Origin of the sequence: Vibrio chagasii (assembly GCF_024347355.1) — a bacterium.
Classification (GTDB): domain Bacteria; phylum Pseudomonadota; class Gammaproteobacteria; order Enterobacterales; family Vibrionaceae; genus Vibrio; species Vibrio chagasii.
In genome coordinates, this window is record NZ_AP025466.1 from 795,086 (window position 1) to 810,777 (window position 15,692).

Here is a 15,692-nt window from a genome sequence, read left to right on the forward strand (position 1 = left end):
GCCTCCTAGTAGGTCATACAAGCGGCATTAAGCAGGCCAATCGCGACAGACATAGATGCCATCACGATACCTGCAGGAATTTCGTTAGCCTTAATACGCTCGACCAATTTTGGCATAAAACCATAACGAACTATCGCAAAAGCGAGTAGTTGTGCGACCAAAGCAATCACGCCCCAGATAGCGAAATCGACCAGATTTACTGAGTTCTTTGCTGCACCAGCAATTGCCAAGCTATAACCTAGGAAAGCACCAGATAAAGTAATACCGGCTGCAATATTTTGTTCATCCTTAACCAACTTCCACTCGTCGTAAGGAGTGCAACGAATATAAACAAACTTAAAAAGCAGCAAGAAGAAAATTGACAATGCGAAGTAAAGCGCAAACGCACCAAGCCCTGCCAGAGAATTTACAAATTGAGACATAATGTTTCCTTAACGGAGATGGAGAATTGTTAACTAATTAACGTGAAGTCAGTTGGAGTAAGGTTAATACCTGTGCTTGTTACTACACTGCGAACGTGCTGATTATTGACGATAGACTCTTCGGCGCTCACCAATAGTGACTCGAATAAATCCGTTTCAGCCTCACGTTCATAAACCATGACAAATTGATCGGTGGTTGTGATATTTCCCGACTGATCCCAAGTAGTCTCTGTCATAGGAACCGGACGAATATTGTCCCAAACCTTGGAAAAGCGGTGCCCTTCAAGCTCCTTGTACGATTGAACCACATCGTTGTCTAACAATGATTGCCACTGAGCGTCGGTATCAATCGGCTTAGACTCATAGAAATACCAAAGCTTCACTTCTTCAATATCAGCTTCTTGATTCCCATGTTGAAGGATCTGTAAATACCCCTCGTCGTCAGTGTAATACCGCAAAAGGCGAGTCTGATTATCAAGTTTGACCTCGCCAACTGCTTTAATGATTTGAGTTCGAGCTGCACCTTCAATAACTAGACTAGGTTCAATAATCTTCAGTTTGAGATCATCAAGTTCAAACGCACCGCCTAGCCTCAATCCAATCACTTCCGGCGCTTGGGGTGCCTGAGGTTTCTCGTCTTTTTGTTTTTTAAACCAGCCAAACATAAAGCACTCCTTGTTTAACAAACGAAAGAGCGTAACGGCCAAGCGCTACGCTCCATATACACGTAACTTAGAAGCTACTTACCGAGAATTCGAGCTAGTTCGTCTTCAGCTGACTTACTTCCCCCAGACACAATGCCAGCATCCGCCAACTTCTTATCTAAACTGCTGCCAGATTGCTGTTCATGGAGTTCTTGTGCAGCCTCAAATTGTGCTTGCCTTTCATCCTGGCGGCGCTTTATACGATCTAAAGATTCAACCGCAGTATGCATTTTTGCATTAGCGCCAACATTTGTTGCTGATACAGCGGCCTGCGCTTTTTGGACTGCTTCATTGGCTTTAACAACGTCAACTTGTTGTTCTAATTGGCGTAATTTGTCTTTCGCTTGTGCGATATTCGTACGCATAGATTGCTCAGACTGAGTAAACTGCTGAAAATAAGCCTGTTCCGCTTGTTGTTCGCTACGCAGCGTCGCAACCTTTGTTGCACACTCCAACGCTAGATCCTGTTGGCCTTTTTCCATAGCTGAACGGGCATGCCCTTCGTATTCAGCTATTCCACTATCGAAGCTCGCAACTTTCTGTTCTGACAGCTTTCTTTTTGCAATGATTTTAACTAAAGCTTCATCTGAACGGCGCAACTCCTCTTTTGCTTCTCGGATTTCTTGATCAAGAATCCTTAGAGCTTGGTTGTCCGCTACCGCTTCTGCCGCTTCATTTGCGCCACCTTTGATGGCCGTTACTAGTTTTTTCCAAACACTCATCTGCTCTCTCCTTATAAGTATTCTTGGTAAAGGTCGATGAATGCCTCAACGTTTCTAAATAGAGTAGCAACTTCAATGACTACACTCTCTTTTTTAGATTGAGACGACAATGAACCAAACGCTGTGTAATAGCTCTCACCATTCACGTCATTAATCCCAATAGTTGATAGAGGGAACATCTTGTGTGTACGCAGGATTGTTTCATTAAGCGCATGCTTATCCTTGACGTCAGATTGAGAGAACAACAAGACTTCAACCAATATCTGTTCCCCTGAAACGGCTAAAAAAGCATTAATTCCATCTTCGTTTTGTATCACGATAGACTGCTCAGTTGACTCAACACTCCAACCCTGATGCTCACTTAAGAGCACTTGTAACTCATTAGTATTCCAATTCATTATTTGTTGCCTTTTGACGTTCAAACCAAAGCATGACTCGTGTCTTATTAAACACGCACTTAAAAAAGCCGCTTTTATTACATAAAAAAACAAATACATATGTTATAAAAGCGAACCAAATTGTATCCTCAATCTATTTATCAATCTCACCTTATACACTTTTTATGTGGATTTCATTGCATAATTACAATGTAAGTTTTGTTTCCGATTATCCGCACCTCTCTATCGACAAAGCTGTATAGCACTCCATTAATTTAAATGCAGCGTAACTGTGCACATAAGAAAAGTGATCAAGCAATACACTTTATTGTTACCGAAGCGTTGTTACAGGAACGTCCCTGGAAATGGGGCAATATTCCAAAGTAAAAGCAGCCAAAACTTGCCATAAATTGTATTCAATCGAGCGCCTTATATCCTAATAAGGTGCAAGAACAACTTGTAAATCGAGTAAAACACTGCTTTAACGGAACGAACGTTCAGCATAAAATTTTGAACATATGTTCAGATTAATGAAGCATATGTTATGTCCAAGACCGCGAAGTTCGATAGACAAGACGCTGTAGATAAGGAAACGAATCTGTATTGGGAAAAGGACTTCACGCGACTTTTATACATAACCTGCAATATGTGCTTGGTCTTCGTCCGGGTAGCATCTATTCAACCGCTGGCAGCAAAGCAAGTCTATTTAAAGAGGTGCTTGCTCACTATACAGAGCTTGGCATTCTCAACCTGAACCGCTTTCGCAACGAAACAGACTCACCAATCAAAGCGCTTGAAAACTTCGTAGAACGTGCAGTAGTGAACCCAAACAAAGCGCGCTAAATAGCATATATCTTGTCGATATCGCGCTTGGCTCACTAACCACAGCGGTTATCGTTGGCTTCTGGAAACCAGTGGTCGTTGAAACAGAGGAAGACACTGTTGAAGCTGCGCCAGTTCAAGCTCAAACAGCACCTGTAGCGGGCGAAGGCGAGTACGACATCGTAGCAGTAACATGTTGCCCTTCTGGTGTTGCACACACCTTTATGGCAGCCAAAGCACTAGAGAAAGCAGGTGCGGCAGCTGGCCTTAAGATTAAGGTAGAAACACAAGGTCAAAATGGCATTCAAAACCGCATTACAGACCTAGATGTCGCAAACGCGAAACTGGTTATCTTAGCTCACGATATTCAAGTGAAAGACGCTCACCGCTTTGCAAACGCGAATGTGATTGAGTGTTCAACCAAAGAAGCGATGAAGAAAGCCGCGGACATGGTGGCTATTTAAAACCTGAAACAAGTTAGAAGATAAAAATTACTACCCCCTAGTAACTAAAATCCCCATTCGTCTAGTCAATGAATGGGGATTTCTTTTTACAGAACAACTCGTAGGAGCAACAGAATCAGCTCTTAGGATCGAGCGTCTCTTCGGTTTCCAAATCAAACAAATGACACTGTAGCGTATTAAAGTGAAGCACTGTCTCTTCGCCACTGTTTGCCGTACGATCGGCATCGAAAGGCACGCGAGCCACCAGCTTATCAGCACCCAATTTGAAGTAGAGATACAGCTCATTACCCATCGACTCGACCACATCAAGCCTGTGCGTTTGAGTATTCACCTCAGACAACGGCGCATCATGATTAGCCAGTTGAATGTGCTCAGGGCGAACGCCGAACCACACCCACTCGCCCAATTTTTCACGAGCAATAGCCTGCTTGTCCTGTGGTAGCGTCCAACGAGTACCACTTTCAGAAACCACGTTCATCACACCGTCAATCTCATCCAATCTCACCTTAAGAAGATTCATCGCTGGTGAACCAATAAAGCCCGCGACAAACTTGTTTGCCGGGTATTGGTAAAGATTCATAGGCGTATCGACCTGCATGATCTCACCTTGATTCAACACGCAGATACGATCACCAAGAGTCATGGCTTCCACCTGATCGTGTGTCACGTAGATCATGGTAGCGTTTTGCCCTTCTTGCTTAAGATTGTTGTGCAGCTGCGCAATGCTGACACGAGTCGACACACGCAGCTTTGCATCCAAGTTAGACAAGGGCTCGTCAAACAAAAACACATCTGGCTTACGTACCATCGCACGACCAAGCGCGACACGCTGCCTTTGACCACCAGACATTTCACCCGGCTTATTATTTAGCAGGTGTTCGATATCCAATGTCTTGGCTGCTTCTTCGATGCGTTCGGTGATTTCGCGCTTAGGCAACTTCTGTTGTTTCAGGCCGAAAGCCATATTGTCGTATACCGACATATGTGGGTAAAGTGCGTAGTTCTGAAACACCATTGAGATGCCACGATCTTTAGGTGGCAGCTCATTCACACGCTTATCGCCAATGTAGACATCGCCTTCTGAGATATCTTCAAGGCCTGCGATCATACGAAGTGTCGTAGATTTTGCGCAGCCAGACGGCCCAACAAACACCATGAACTCACCTTCGCGAATATTCAGATCGACACCGTGCACGGCCTTAAAACCATTTGGGTAGGTTTTCTCTACCCCTCTCAGTGTGACTTCAGCCATAACCTGTCCTTAAATCAATTGGTTAAATACTATCTTTGCAATCTGTCGTGGACGTTTTAGCCACGTTCTTGCAGTTGGTTGAGCTCAAAATGGGCGACTGATTCGATAACCAGATCCGCCACTGGTTCTAACTCGCTGTGTTGTGCTGTCCCCGTCAGCACGCCAACATTGCTTGCGCCTGCATTGCGGCCAAATTCCATATCCGAAACCGTGTCACCAAACATGATCACTTCATGTGGCTCAATACCGCATTGCTCACAGAAGGCATTAAGTAGTGCTGGCGCTGGTTTAGGTTCGATATCACCATCGGAGTAACCGACATAATCAAACATCTCACTCAAACCCGATTGCTCTAATGTGTAGATCGTTGAGTCTTTGGTATCTGCAGTCGCGATGCCTAAAATCATGCCCTGCTGTTTAAACACACCCAGCTTTTCAGCCACACCCGGTAGTGCTTCAATCCAGCTTGGGTTCTCTTCCACTTCGTCATTGAAAGCGGCTTTGGTCACCTTAGTGAACTCAGCGAGTGAGACATTTGGTTGCAGCATGTTGAACCACGCTGTCGCGGTATCTTCCACTGGGTTTGAGGCTAATAATCCATAGTTATCAACCACATCACCTTCAACACCGATGGCCAAGAGTAACTCAGCAGGTGTGACAGTTTGATTACCCTGATGCTGGTCACAGTAAGATTTCACACGCTCACAAGCACCACGAGAAACGTTGAGCCACATCTTGTGGAACTCTAACAATGTGCCGTCTTTATCAAATAACATCGCCTTAAACTTCATCACGGCTCATTCGCTCCATTAGTTCTCCCCAAGTACGCACTAGGGGTTGGTTAAATTCTGGTTGTTTACCGTCGAATACGGCGTTGATGCAGCCTTCAAACTCACGTTCGTCAGATGCAGTGTGAGTACTGTTCATTAGTGCTGAAGAAAGCTCTCCGCGACGAATATCCACTCGGCACCAACGGTAGCCTTCATCAATATGGATACTTTGCAGCTCATCATTCAGAGCGATTCGTCCAACAATCTCGCCATCCACCACGCACTCTGCGTAGTAAAGGTTTTCTGAGTCAGAGACAGCAATTCGATATGTTAGTGGCTGGCCTTGAGAGTCGTTGCCCGGTAGCAAGTCACCTAAGTTGATATCAAACTTCAAGCCGCAACGGCGCTCTAGGTAAACTTGCCCATTACGCAGACCAGACAAGATACCTTCACCGCTCAAGCCATGGCTGTAGACGAAGGTGGATGGGTCGCCGTAGATAGAGGGTTCATCAGATTTAGGATTGCGCTCATGCGGTTTAAGGTGCGAATCACTGCCGCCAATCGCGGCAATACGCTGACCACAATTCCACATTTCATTAAGAACCAATAACGCCTCTTCGGTCGCTTTTGGTGAAGTTGACCAAGTAGGGTCACAACACACTTCAAACGTAGACACTTGGCCTAGATCCACTTGATCGTAATGCCAGTGCCACGGCTTCATCATTGGGTGATTGATGCCAAGGGAGCTGTGTCCACTTTTCGCTAAACTCAATCCCACTTCCATGGTCGCTTGGCTGCTGTGTTCGACGTCTCTAAGGTCCAAAGACTTAACCGGACCATGCACATTGAAGTGCCCGAGATCGGTCGTGACTTCTAACGCAGGTAAGAACAAGCACTGCTTTGATACTGGCAGTTTAGGCTGGCAGATGTTGTGCTCAGTGAAGAAGAAGAAATCGAGCCCTTGTGATTCAACGATGTCTTTGGCCGCAGCCAAAGTATTGTGGCCATCAGAAAGCTGAGTGTGAGCGTGTAAGTCGCCACGATACCAACGGGAATCAGAACTCAGCATATGGCTGTAATCAAACTCGATATCGTGATCAGTTGTGACCGTTGGGTTCAGTTCTAACTCAACATCGTTATTAACTAACTCATCAGAGCAAAGTACATCGACTTGATACTGCATCGCACGCTCGGTACGAAACTCACCCTCAAGGTTATAAAGTTCTAAGAACCACTGGCCCGATGGAATCGCGCCATCAATCGCGCCTAGGCCTGAGTTTTTCGGTTGGGTAGCTAGTGACTTGTGCGCCTTTTCAAATAGCACTTTGCCACGAAAGGCTTGGTTGGCATCATACGCCGCTGCGTACAAGAATCCTTTTTTCACCGTTGTGCCAGTGATCGTTACGCTGTGAGAACCTGCTGGCACATCAAAGGGGATACGTACTCTACCAAACGGCAGCTCACCTTGAAATTGGGTCATTGTCTTCACCAAATTCGTCCTAATTGAAGGACTGGGTCAAAAAGAGGCCCACCCGAATAGATGGGCCTTGATGCATGCAAAGATAGTTTTGTTATCTTTACGGATTAAGAACGATTCGCTCGGTCTAGTGCACGTTGCGCTTTCTTAGCCGCTTGTTTTAGCGCTTTGTCAGCAGACATGTTTTGGATTTGAATCTGATCCGCTGCCACCTTCAGCGCATCCATGATCTTACCGTTGGTAGGGTCTAGGAAGTCTTTGGTCGCCGTGTTCGCTTGCTTCAATGGAATCAGAGCTTGTGGGTTATCTTTAGTGAACGCTTGGTACTCTGGAACTTCAGAAACGCTATTACGCACTGGGATGTAGCCCGTGAACATTGACCATGCTGCGGTGTTTTTCGCATTGGTGTAGAACTCAACAAACTCGAATGCACCTTTCGCCGCGGCATCGTCTGTGCCTTTTGGCATAACGTAAACCAGCGCACCCGCTTGTGGTGCAGAAGGGTTTGAGCCCCAACCTGGTTGTGTGGTTGCTGAAAGCTTAGTGAAGTCCAAGTCACCTTGGTCACCCGATGAACCGGTGTAGCCTAGTGCGTTGTCTTTCATCACGTCATCAATGGTTTTGTACCAGTATTCCCAACCTTGACCACCGTAGTGAATACGCATGATTTGATCATCGTGGATCCACTTACGGAAGCTGTCCCACACTTCAACCCACTCAGGAGAGTCAATCAGTACTTTCTTACCGTCATCACTGATGATCTTAGCGCCGTTAGAAAATGCCGCGTCAATCATGTTGTCTTGACCCCACATCGGCTCCCAGCCGTAGAAGGTCACATTACCTTTCTCATCACGTTGTGTGACTTTCTCAGCGACCTTAGCCACGCCTTGCCATGTATTTAGATCTTGCTCAGTAAAGCCGTTATCTGCCAACACCTGCTTGTTGTAGTAGAACACTTGAGTTGTACCGTAAGCAGGTAGACCGATGATGGTGCCGTCGTCTGCCGTCACTTGATCTTTAAAAGCACCAATGAAATCAGAGAAGTTGAACTCTTCATCCATGAATGGCGTTAGGTCACGGCTCAAACCACGCCCATGCATCGCTTCCGCACGGCCTGAATCTAGCAGCACAAGTTCAGGTGCCGTTTTCGACGCTAAACCGGCTTGCAGCTTCTGGTAGGTTTCCGTGTAGTTACCTTGCAATGCGGGCTTCACCACATACTCATCTTGGCTTGCATTGAACTCTTCGATGAGCTTAGTCATCATTTGCTGTGGCTTAGTACCACCGGAATACCAAAAGTTAACTTCGGTTGCCGCAAGAACACTGCTAGAGAACATAGACGCGCTTGCTGCGCCAGCACACACTAGTGCGAGAGTTTTTAGTTTCATTTCCGTTTACTCTTTTACGCCGTTATCGGCGATACCTGAAAGAATCGTCTTTTGACAAATGACGAATAGAATTAACAAAGGCAATACTGCAATGGTGCTCGCCGCCATGATTTGCGACCAGTTCAACCCATAGTTACCTTCGGCAATAAAGTAGTGACGAATACCAGTAGCGATCAGATTTAAATCCTGAGTTGTTATCACTAGGCTCGGCCACATGTAGCTGTTGTAATTGGTAATAAAAGTGATGAGGAACAGTGTTGCGACTGCTGCTCGGCATTGCGGTAAGATGATTGCCCATAAGATTTTGAGCTCACCTGCACCATCAATTCGTGCCGCTTCAATCAGCGACGGATGCACCTTGATAAACACTTGGCGTAGATAGAACACACCGAAAACCGACGCCGCGTTCGACGCCACTAAGCCCATGTGTGAATCCAACAAGCCCAGTTTTGCCAAGGTGATGTAAGACGGAATGTAAGTCACTGCACCTGGCAGCATGTAACAGCCCATAACGATGAAATAGAGCACCGTCTTCGAGCGAAACTTCAGCTGAGTCAGCGCGTATGCAAACATCGCTGAATTCACAATCACCAACAAGGTGGTGAACAAAGCCACGCTAAAGCTGTTGAAGATGTACAAGCCAAACGGCGCGCTGTGAAAGGTTTCGACAAAGGTTTCCCAACGAAACTGCTCTGGAATCAAGTCCAGCGGGTTAGCAAAGATCTCATCATTGGTTTTCAGCGAACCAGACAGCATCCATAAGAACGGAAACACCATGATGGTTCCACAGGTTGCTAAGAACAGGTGCTTAGCCAGTGCGATAAACGAGCGGCGATCCACTGAAGTTTTCTTTGACGTAACCTCTGATTTGGTCGCTTTGGTTTGGGCTCTAACTTTGGTTTTCGCTGTGCTCTGATTCAATACTTGATTGGCATCCAATACTTGCGTGGTCATAATTCTGTCCTTTCAAAAATCGACTAGTAGTACACCCAGCGCTTGCCGATGTAGGTATTAATAAGTGCCAACAATCCAGTAATCAGGAATATCACTAACGATGTCGCGGCCGCAGGTCCCATTTCGTAACGTTCAAACGCCTGTTGGTAGAACAAGTACAGCAAGGTACGAGTCTCACCACCCGGCCCGCCCTGCGTTAAGATCTGGAACTGATCGAACGCCTGCATTGCCGTGATAATGTTGACCACCACCAAAAAGAATGTGGTTGGTGAAATCAGCGGCAGCGTTATCTTCAAAAAGCGCGTTAAGCTGCTGCAACCATCAATCAAAGACGCCTCATACAGGGACTCTGGAATCTTGTTAAGCGCACTGATGTAAAACAGCATCGTCCAACCAATCGCCTGCCAAACTGTCACGATAATCACCGCAACCAAGGCTGTGTTTCCGTTCTCTAACCATGGAATCGCGCTAAACCCTGCCGACTCCAATAAGTGGTTTGCCAAGCCCGATTTGGTCTCGAATACCCAAGACCACACAATCGACACCGCGACCGTTGGTGTAATCCAAGGCGAGAAGATCACTGCACGATAAAATTGGCTACCCTTGAAGTTTTTGTGCAGCAGCATGGCAAACACAAGACCAAGAAGGATGGTGGGAATCACCACACCAACAGAGAACCAAAACGTGTTGAGCATCGCTTGGATGAACTCGTAGTCCTCGACCATATACTCGTAATTTTCTAAACCGATGAACGAATAATCTGGCGAGATGTAATCCCAATCGGTGAAGCTGATGTAAATCGAATAACCAAATGGTACGAGCCAAAAAGTAAACAGTGGCACCAACAACGGTGCAGTAAATAGCAGTACCTTTAAGCGGTTTTTCATTGGTTCTGAGAAAGCACTCATGGTGACCTCGTCCTTATTTGTATGCGGTTAAATTAAGGGGTTTGTGTGACAGGTTAGTAAGAGCGCCCTTCATTTTTTTTATGGCTACCCATTAGAAAATCTTTCTTCCAGTTCACCGTCTTCCATCTGGTGATAAAGCCAATCACAAAAGAAATTCACCTTGGCACTGCGTTTGTGTTTGGTAATCAAATAGTGGGCTGATTCGGCAGGCATTGAGGACTCTGTCGCCAGAACCAGAGCGTTTTTCTCTAACAACTCAGACACCGCAAGCGAACGCACTAACAACACGCCAATACCATGCTTAACTGCCTCTAGAGCGTGCAGAGAGTTACTCACTTCAAGTAGCACCTTAGGTAAAGTCATCTCGAATTGGTTATGGCTCAACCATTGCAGCCAGTTCTCTCGGTAGCCTTTTACTTGCACGGTCGGCAGAGCAGAAAAGTCATGCTCAACCAAGGAGTCTTGATATTGGTTTTTAAATTCTGGGCTGCACACTAACTGCCAATGTTCTTGAAACAGCCGCTCGCAATGGGTGTCTTCGCTTTCAACCTTACCGTTGGTCAGTTCGATATCGACATTCTGACAAGGGTTGGTTGATGGCCAGTCCACCAGCTGAATATCGAGCCTGATAAAAGGATATTTTTGATAAAAAGATGGCAGACGAGGTAACAGCCAGTTATGGCAAAAGGTGTGATTAACACGCAGGCTCAACACGTCGGTTTCTTTTTCCCCGAAGAGGATTTGAGTCTGTAGTTTCAGATGGGCCAATGAGCCAGCAACAATCGGTTGATAATGCTGGGCGGCTGACGTCAGCTTTACGCCTTTGGAGCTGCGTTCAAACAGTGTGGTATCGAGAAAGGTTTCTAAACTTTTAAGCTGCTGACTCACCGCAGCTTGTGTAACACAAAGCTCTCGCGCGGCAGCGCCAATAGAACCGAGGCGGGCAACAGCTTCGAACGCAACAAGGGCACGTAGAGGGGGTAACATGGCTTCACCTGATTGAAATAAAAGTGAAAAATACTTCAATCAGGTTTCAGTTTTTTGCGCTTACCGTTACAGATTAATGACGAAGGGACGTAGCTCAGATATTTATGATCAACGTCCCTTTTCTCTATTTCAGGTTTTTTTGATATGTCAGAAGATCAATTACTCTTTGATGTAGAGATCTTTAGAGTAGATACGCCCTTCTACATTGTTCTTAGCAAAACCACCGACACTTGGTCGCACTAGACGGGCCTGCATGTAGTAGTAGATTGGTGCGATCGGCATGTCTTCTGCCAGTAACTGCTCTGCTTGGTCATAGAAACCTTGGCGGTCTTGTTCGCTGGTTGCGGCTAAGGCGCTGTCCATTGCTGCGTCGTACTTGTCATTGCTATAGCGAGCAAAGTTACCCGAAGAACCAGAACGTAACAGGCTCAAGAAGGTTGATGCTTCGTTGTAATCCCCACACCAAGAGGCGCGCATCACATCAAAATCACCTTGGCGACGAGACACCAAGTAAGACTTCCACTCTTGGTTTTCAAGCTCAACTTGTGCGCCTAAGTTGCCTTTCAGCATTGATGCAATCGCCACTGCTATGGACTTGTTCGACTCACTGGTGTTGTAAAGCAGTTTGAAGTCCAACGGATTAGACGCATCATATCCTGCTTCTTTCAGTAACTCTTTTGCTTTTTGATCACGTTCTTTCTGAGTCCACGCGCTGTATTCAGGCTGTGTCGCATCAAAACCAGCCGTGTACTCATGAGCAAAGGTATAAGCCGGTAAGTTGCCCACCTGAGTAACACCATTGGTGATAACGTCACGCATCATGGAATAAGAGACAGCCTTACGGACTCGTGCGTCATCAAACGGAGCTCGTGTTGTATTGAACGCGTAGTAGTAAGTACACAGCAAAGGCACCGCGGTAAACGCATCTTGGTATTTGGTTTTAAGTTGCTGCGCCATATGAGTAGGCACATCAGACGTGATATCGACCTCGCCCACTGCATAACGGTTAATCGAGGCATTCTGATTCTCAAACGGAATATAAGTTACTGCGGTTAAGTAAGTATCTGAACTGTGCCAATATTTCGGGTTCTTCTTCAGTTCAATGCGCTCATTCACCACCCACTCGTCTAGTACGAATGCACCATTACCGACAAATTGCTTAGGATCGCTCCACGGCTTGTCGCTACTTTCTAGGGCTGACTTATGCACTGGCATCATGGATGTGTGGCCCGTCATCGCCACAAAGTAAGGCACTTTACTATCGAGTTCGAACTTCACCGTGTGTTTATCAACAGCCGACACGCCTAGCTCTTCAATCGGCTTCTTACCTTCTGCCACATCAGCAATATTGTTGATTTTGGTGAGCTTTAAGTACCACACATTTGGCGATGCCGTTTTAGGGTCTACCGCTCGTCTTATCGCATACACGAAATCATCAGCCGTCACCAGATCGCCATTCGACCATTGCGCGTCTTTACGCAGGTGGAAGACAAAGGTCTGGTTGTCTTCGGTTTCCCAAGATTCCGCCACACCTGGAGTAATGTTGCCATCGCGATCTTGAATCACTAAACCTTCAAACAAGTCACGTAGAATGTGCATTTCCGGCAAGCCTTCTGCTTTCGCAGGATCGAGTGTCGCAGCTTCTGCATCATTAGCACGCACCAAGTGTTGCTCTTTCGCCAGAGAAGTTCCCGCTGGCAATGTGTCAGCAACGGCAGTCACTGATATAAAAGGGGTCAATAGAGATGAAATGAGTAAAGCCGTTGAATGTTTCTTAAAATCCATATGTTTTTGCTCTCCTAGCCTATCTTTGAAGCAAGTAATAAAATTAACAATGCGACTGTTGACGAGTTTTAATGCTTTCGTTTATCTAAGTAGTTTTTGTAATCGTTAATACTTGATAGTACTTGATCAATCAGGAGATAAAGGTGAGTTTAATTCCAAGAACGGAAAGAGCTGCATTTTCAATAAAGCCGCTGCCATATGGAAAGTCGGTATTGGGCGCACCCTTGCTCTATTTCCCCGCACAAGTAGAAAGTGAGTCTCGAGGTCTAATCATAGCGGGCACACACGGTGATGAAGCCGCGTCTATCGCAGGTTTGTCTTGTGCGCTAAGAAGCCTGCCAGCCGCGAACTTGAGACACGATGTGATTCTGTCGATGAACCCAGATGGTAACCAACTAGGCACACGCGCCAACGCTAATCAAGTCGATCTAAACCGCGCTTTCCCAACTCAAAACTGGACAGAAAACGGCACCGTTTATCGCTGGAGTTCTCACACACCAATCAGAGACGTAAAAGTAAAAACAGGGCAGGCAAACCAGTTAGAACCAGAAGTACAATCGCTCATCAACCTCATTGAACAGCGCAAACCCAAGTTCGTCATCTCTTTCCACGAACCACTCGCCATGGTCGACGACCCCGATCAATCAGAACTCGCCACTTGGCTAGGTAAGCAATTCAACCTACCAGTTGTCGAAGATGTCGATTACGATACCCCGGGGTCATTCGGTACATGGTGCCAAGAGAGAAACTTGCCGTGTATTACCGTAGAGCTACCACCAGTTTCTGCGGACCTGACGATAGAACAGTATTTGGATGCATTTGTGGCTGTGTTGGAGTGTGAGAGGGCTAGAGGCTAGAGGCTAGATACCTCCGCCTACCCGATTATTCATTATTTTTCATCTTTAGATTTATACTTCGAAGTCCCAATGCAAATCCAAGGGCAAGTAAACCAGCGACAAGTACCGTGCTAGGGGTTGCACCTAAGTTCTCGAACCATTGTGTGAAAAAATGAATCCCCCCGAAAACTGAAACGGTATTTAGAACCCACCTGCGGTTTCTTTTCCAAGCCCAAACTGCAACCGCAATTAATGCGACAGCCCAAACGAAGGCAAATGTAGAAGCGGAAATAATGACTTCTCTTGTTTCGTTTCGCTCGCCCCACAAAGAACCAACCCAAAAGCCCATATTAATCAGAAAAAAGCCGGTTCTCGATGAAGCAATGGCTATTCTTTCGTATTCTGCTGGGAGTCTTTTAGATAGTTGATATAGGCTTATCGACAATAGGCTAAAAAGAATGACTGTGATGGTAGGCTCTTGAATACCAACAAAGTAAGTCGCATGAAAATATCCTGTTCTAGCGCCGATACAAGCTGATAGCATTAATGTTGCTAGAACAGCAAGCAGAGCACTCCTCGCAAATATACTCGCTACAGTAAATATTGTTGTGACAGTTATAATTGATAAAAGGCTACCTTCGCCCGCAACCGTGATTCCACCTCCGTTCATCAATGCGCCTGCCAAAATACAAATGTTAGCAAGTACATTCCATTGTTCGCTGCCACTACTTAATATCACAAGGCCACCGATTATAATGAATGCTCCTATCAATATTGCGGTTGTTGGTTCGGGTACCAGAGCAAGTATCGCACTACTGACAGCAGTAACCCCAAATCCAATTAGGATGTTAAACGCGAGGGAACCCGTAGATTTTGCAGCAAGGGCACTGAATTTTTCGTACTCTTCCCGAGTAACTGCCCCTTCGCTTAACAATTTATCTAGATCGAGAGTTACTTTCATAATGAATCCTCAATATTCATAACGGCTGCGACAGGGACCGACAAATTTAGCACCTAGTTAAGACAAGCAATCTAAATGACACTTTTGGCAGTCTGTTGCTGGCCATTGTTATAGGTAAATACTTTAGGTATTGGCTCATCGATACATGATATAGATATAGATATAGATAAGTACCTAATCAAGCTCTTGAAACACAATTCCCTAAATAGGTTCGATAGAGCGATATCCAATTAAACCCACCAATACGCATCATTATTGTCCGGCCAGTATTCATGTGGCGAGACTCATGATATCAATACTATACGCATATACTTGCTCAATATTTCCTTGAGACAGTTATTCCGTTAGACACATTTAAATAGGTAGGAAAAACCGCACACATAAGTTGTGACTAGGTAAAAGGGCTAGCTTGAAATAGGCTTTTTCGAGTTAGAAAGTGCCACGGGTAAAAATTCAGCTTGTGAAGGTTTTGGACAAAAATCATTTTCGGAAAATCGAACATTAGCAAATTATGAATAACTACAGGTATGGCAAAGGCTCTTGGAGGTGAAGAGTATGCTTGTTTACCAAACGAGAGTCTTGAGCAATATATATCAACAGTAAACCCTAATATCATGCCTCTGCTTTACGATTTCTTTGTAAAGTTCGACTACTTATTCGTGCTACGTCAGTCTAACTCCACTCTAACGGACGAAGAGTCAGAAGTGTTGCTGTCAGCCCAAGACTTAGTTTATGAAATGCAACTTACAATGATGTAAATCGAAATGCAGTGAAGCACTTTTGCGTCATTCTTGAGTGAGTTTAGTGATACAACGTTAGGGAGAACGAAACTTTATCTTTTCAAAATCTAATCTTTAGTATCC

Annotated in this window: 16 protein-coding genes and 1 pseudogene; 4 read left to right on the forward strand and 13 right to left on the reverse strand. The window is 45.5% G+C overall.

Going from position 1 to position 15,692, the window contains the following annotated elements; genetic code table 11:
• Window positions 1-5: 5 nt before the first annotated feature.
• The 4 genes from OCV52_RS19550 to OCV52_RS19565 form a co-directional block, all read right to left on the reverse strand.
• Complete coding sequence (locus OCV52_RS19550) at window positions 6-422, reverse strand: DUF350 domain-containing protein (RefSeq protein ID WP_137406883.1); 417 nt, start codon at window positions 420-422, stop codon at window positions 6-8.
• 29 nt (window positions 423-451) lie between these two features.
• The gene (locus tag OCV52_RS19555; RefSeq protein WP_004741678.1) at window positions 452-1,087 is read right to left on the reverse strand and encodes a YjfK family protein; all 636 of its coding nucleotides are present in this window, start codon (window positions 1,085-1,087) and stop codon (window positions 452-454) included.
• Between the two features lie 74 nt (window positions 1,088-1,161).
• On the reverse strand, window positions 1,162-1,848 hold the full coding sequence (locus OCV52_RS19560) for a PspA/IM30 family protein (protein WP_137406882.1): 687 nt from the start codon (window positions 1,846-1,848) through the stop codon (window positions 1,162-1,164).
• Window positions 1,849-1,859: 11 nt separating this feature from the next.
• Complete coding sequence (locus tag OCV52_RS19565) at window positions 1,860-2,246, reverse strand: DUF2170 family protein (RefSeq protein WP_004741680.1); 387 nt, start codon at window positions 2,244-2,246, stop codon at window positions 1,860-1,862.
• A gap of 582 nt (window positions 2,247-2,828) precedes the next feature.
• Here OCV52_RS19565 and OCV52_RS19570 point away from each other — a divergent pair.
• Both OCV52_RS19570 and OCV52_RS19575 read left to right on the forward strand, forming a co-directional pair.
• Window positions 2,829-3,068 (forward strand): hypothetical protein, encoded by a 240-nt coding sequence (locus tag OCV52_RS19570; RefSeq protein ID WP_390903407.1) that lies wholly within the window; start codon window positions 2,829-2,831, stop codon window positions 3,066-3,068.
• 5 nt (window positions 3,069-3,073) lie between these two features.
• Window positions 3,074-3,511 (forward strand): annotated as a pseudogene (locus OCV52_RS19575) (PTS fructose transporter subunit IIB); the annotation flags it as partial.
• Window positions 3,512-3,626: 115 nt separating this feature from the next.
• Here OCV52_RS19575 and OCV52_RS19580 read toward each other — a convergent pair.
• The 8 genes from OCV52_RS19580 to OCV52_RS19615 form a co-directional block, all read right to left on the reverse strand.
• Window positions 3,627-4,763 carry an ABC transporter ATP-binding protein gene (locus tag OCV52_RS19580; RefSeq protein ID WP_137406881.1) on the reverse strand — a complete coding sequence of 379 codons (1,137 nt, stop codon included), beginning with the start codon at window positions 4,761-4,763 and terminating at the stop codon, window positions 3,627-3,629.
• Window positions 4,764-4,819: 56 nt separating this feature from the next.
• The gene (locus tag OCV52_RS19585) at window positions 4,820-5,554 is read right to left on the reverse strand and encodes an HAD family hydrolase (RefSeq protein WP_137406889.1); all 735 of its coding nucleotides are present in this window, start codon (window positions 5,552-5,554) and stop codon (window positions 4,820-4,822) included.
• The gene (locus OCV52_RS19590; RefSeq protein WP_137406880.1) at window positions 5,544-7,013 is read right to left on the reverse strand and encodes a CehA/McbA family metallohydrolase; all 1,470 of its coding nucleotides are present in this window, start codon (window positions 7,011-7,013) and stop codon (window positions 5,544-5,546) included. The genes OCV52_RS19585 and OCV52_RS19590 overlap by 11 nt, the downstream gene beginning before the upstream one ends.
• Window positions 7,014-7,117: 104 nt before the next feature.
• On the reverse strand, window positions 7,118-8,398 hold the full coding sequence (locus OCV52_RS19595; RefSeq protein ID WP_137406879.1) for an extracellular solute-binding protein: 1,281 nt from the start codon (window positions 8,396-8,398) through the stop codon (window positions 7,118-7,120).
• A 6-nt stretch (window positions 8,399-8,404) separates the two neighbouring features.
• Window positions 8,405-9,352, reverse strand: a complete 948-nt coding sequence (locus OCV52_RS19600) for a carbohydrate ABC transporter permease (RefSeq protein ID WP_102423611.1) — start codon at window positions 9,350-9,352, stop codon at window positions 8,405-8,407.
• Window positions 9,353-9,375: 23 nt separating this feature from the next.
• Entirely contained in the window at window positions 9,376-10,260 is an 885-nt protein-coding gene (locus tag OCV52_RS19605; RefSeq protein WP_102332230.1) for a carbohydrate ABC transporter permease, read from the reverse strand.
• Window positions 10,261-10,344: 84 nt separating this feature from the next.
• Complete coding sequence (locus OCV52_RS19610) at window positions 10,345-11,247, reverse strand: LysR substrate-binding domain-containing protein (protein WP_137406878.1); 903 nt, start codon at window positions 11,245-11,247, stop codon at window positions 10,345-10,347.
• Window positions 11,248-11,406: 159 nt separating this feature from the next.
• Window positions 11,407-13,032 carry an ABC transporter substrate-binding protein gene (locus OCV52_RS19615; RefSeq protein WP_137406877.1) on the reverse strand — a complete coding sequence of 542 codons (1,626 nt, stop codon included), beginning with the start codon at window positions 13,030-13,032 and terminating at the stop codon, window positions 11,407-11,409.
• 152 nt (window positions 13,033-13,184) lie between these two features.
• Here OCV52_RS19615 and mpaA point away from each other — a divergent pair, with 152 nt between their 5' ends.
• Window positions 13,185-13,889, forward strand: a complete 705-nt coding sequence (mpaA, locus tag OCV52_RS19620; protein WP_240700658.1) for a murein tripeptide amidase MpaA — start codon at window positions 13,185-13,187, stop codon at window positions 13,887-13,889.
• Between the two features lie 25 nt (window positions 13,890-13,914).
• On the opposite strand, the gene OCV52_RS19625 is transcribed toward mpaA, so the two are convergent.
• Entirely contained in the window at window positions 13,915-14,829 is a 915-nt protein-coding gene (locus OCV52_RS19625; protein ID WP_137406875.1) for a hypothetical protein, read from the reverse strand.
• Window positions 14,830-15,356: 527 nt separating this feature from the next.
• On the opposite strand from OCV52_RS19625, the gene OCV52_RS19630 reads away from it, so the two are divergent.
• Complete coding sequence (locus OCV52_RS19630) at window positions 15,357-15,587, forward strand: hypothetical protein (RefSeq protein WP_137406874.1); 231 nt, start codon at window positions 15,357-15,359, stop codon at window positions 15,585-15,587.
• The last annotated feature ends 105 nt before the right edge of the window (window positions 15,588-15,692 follow it).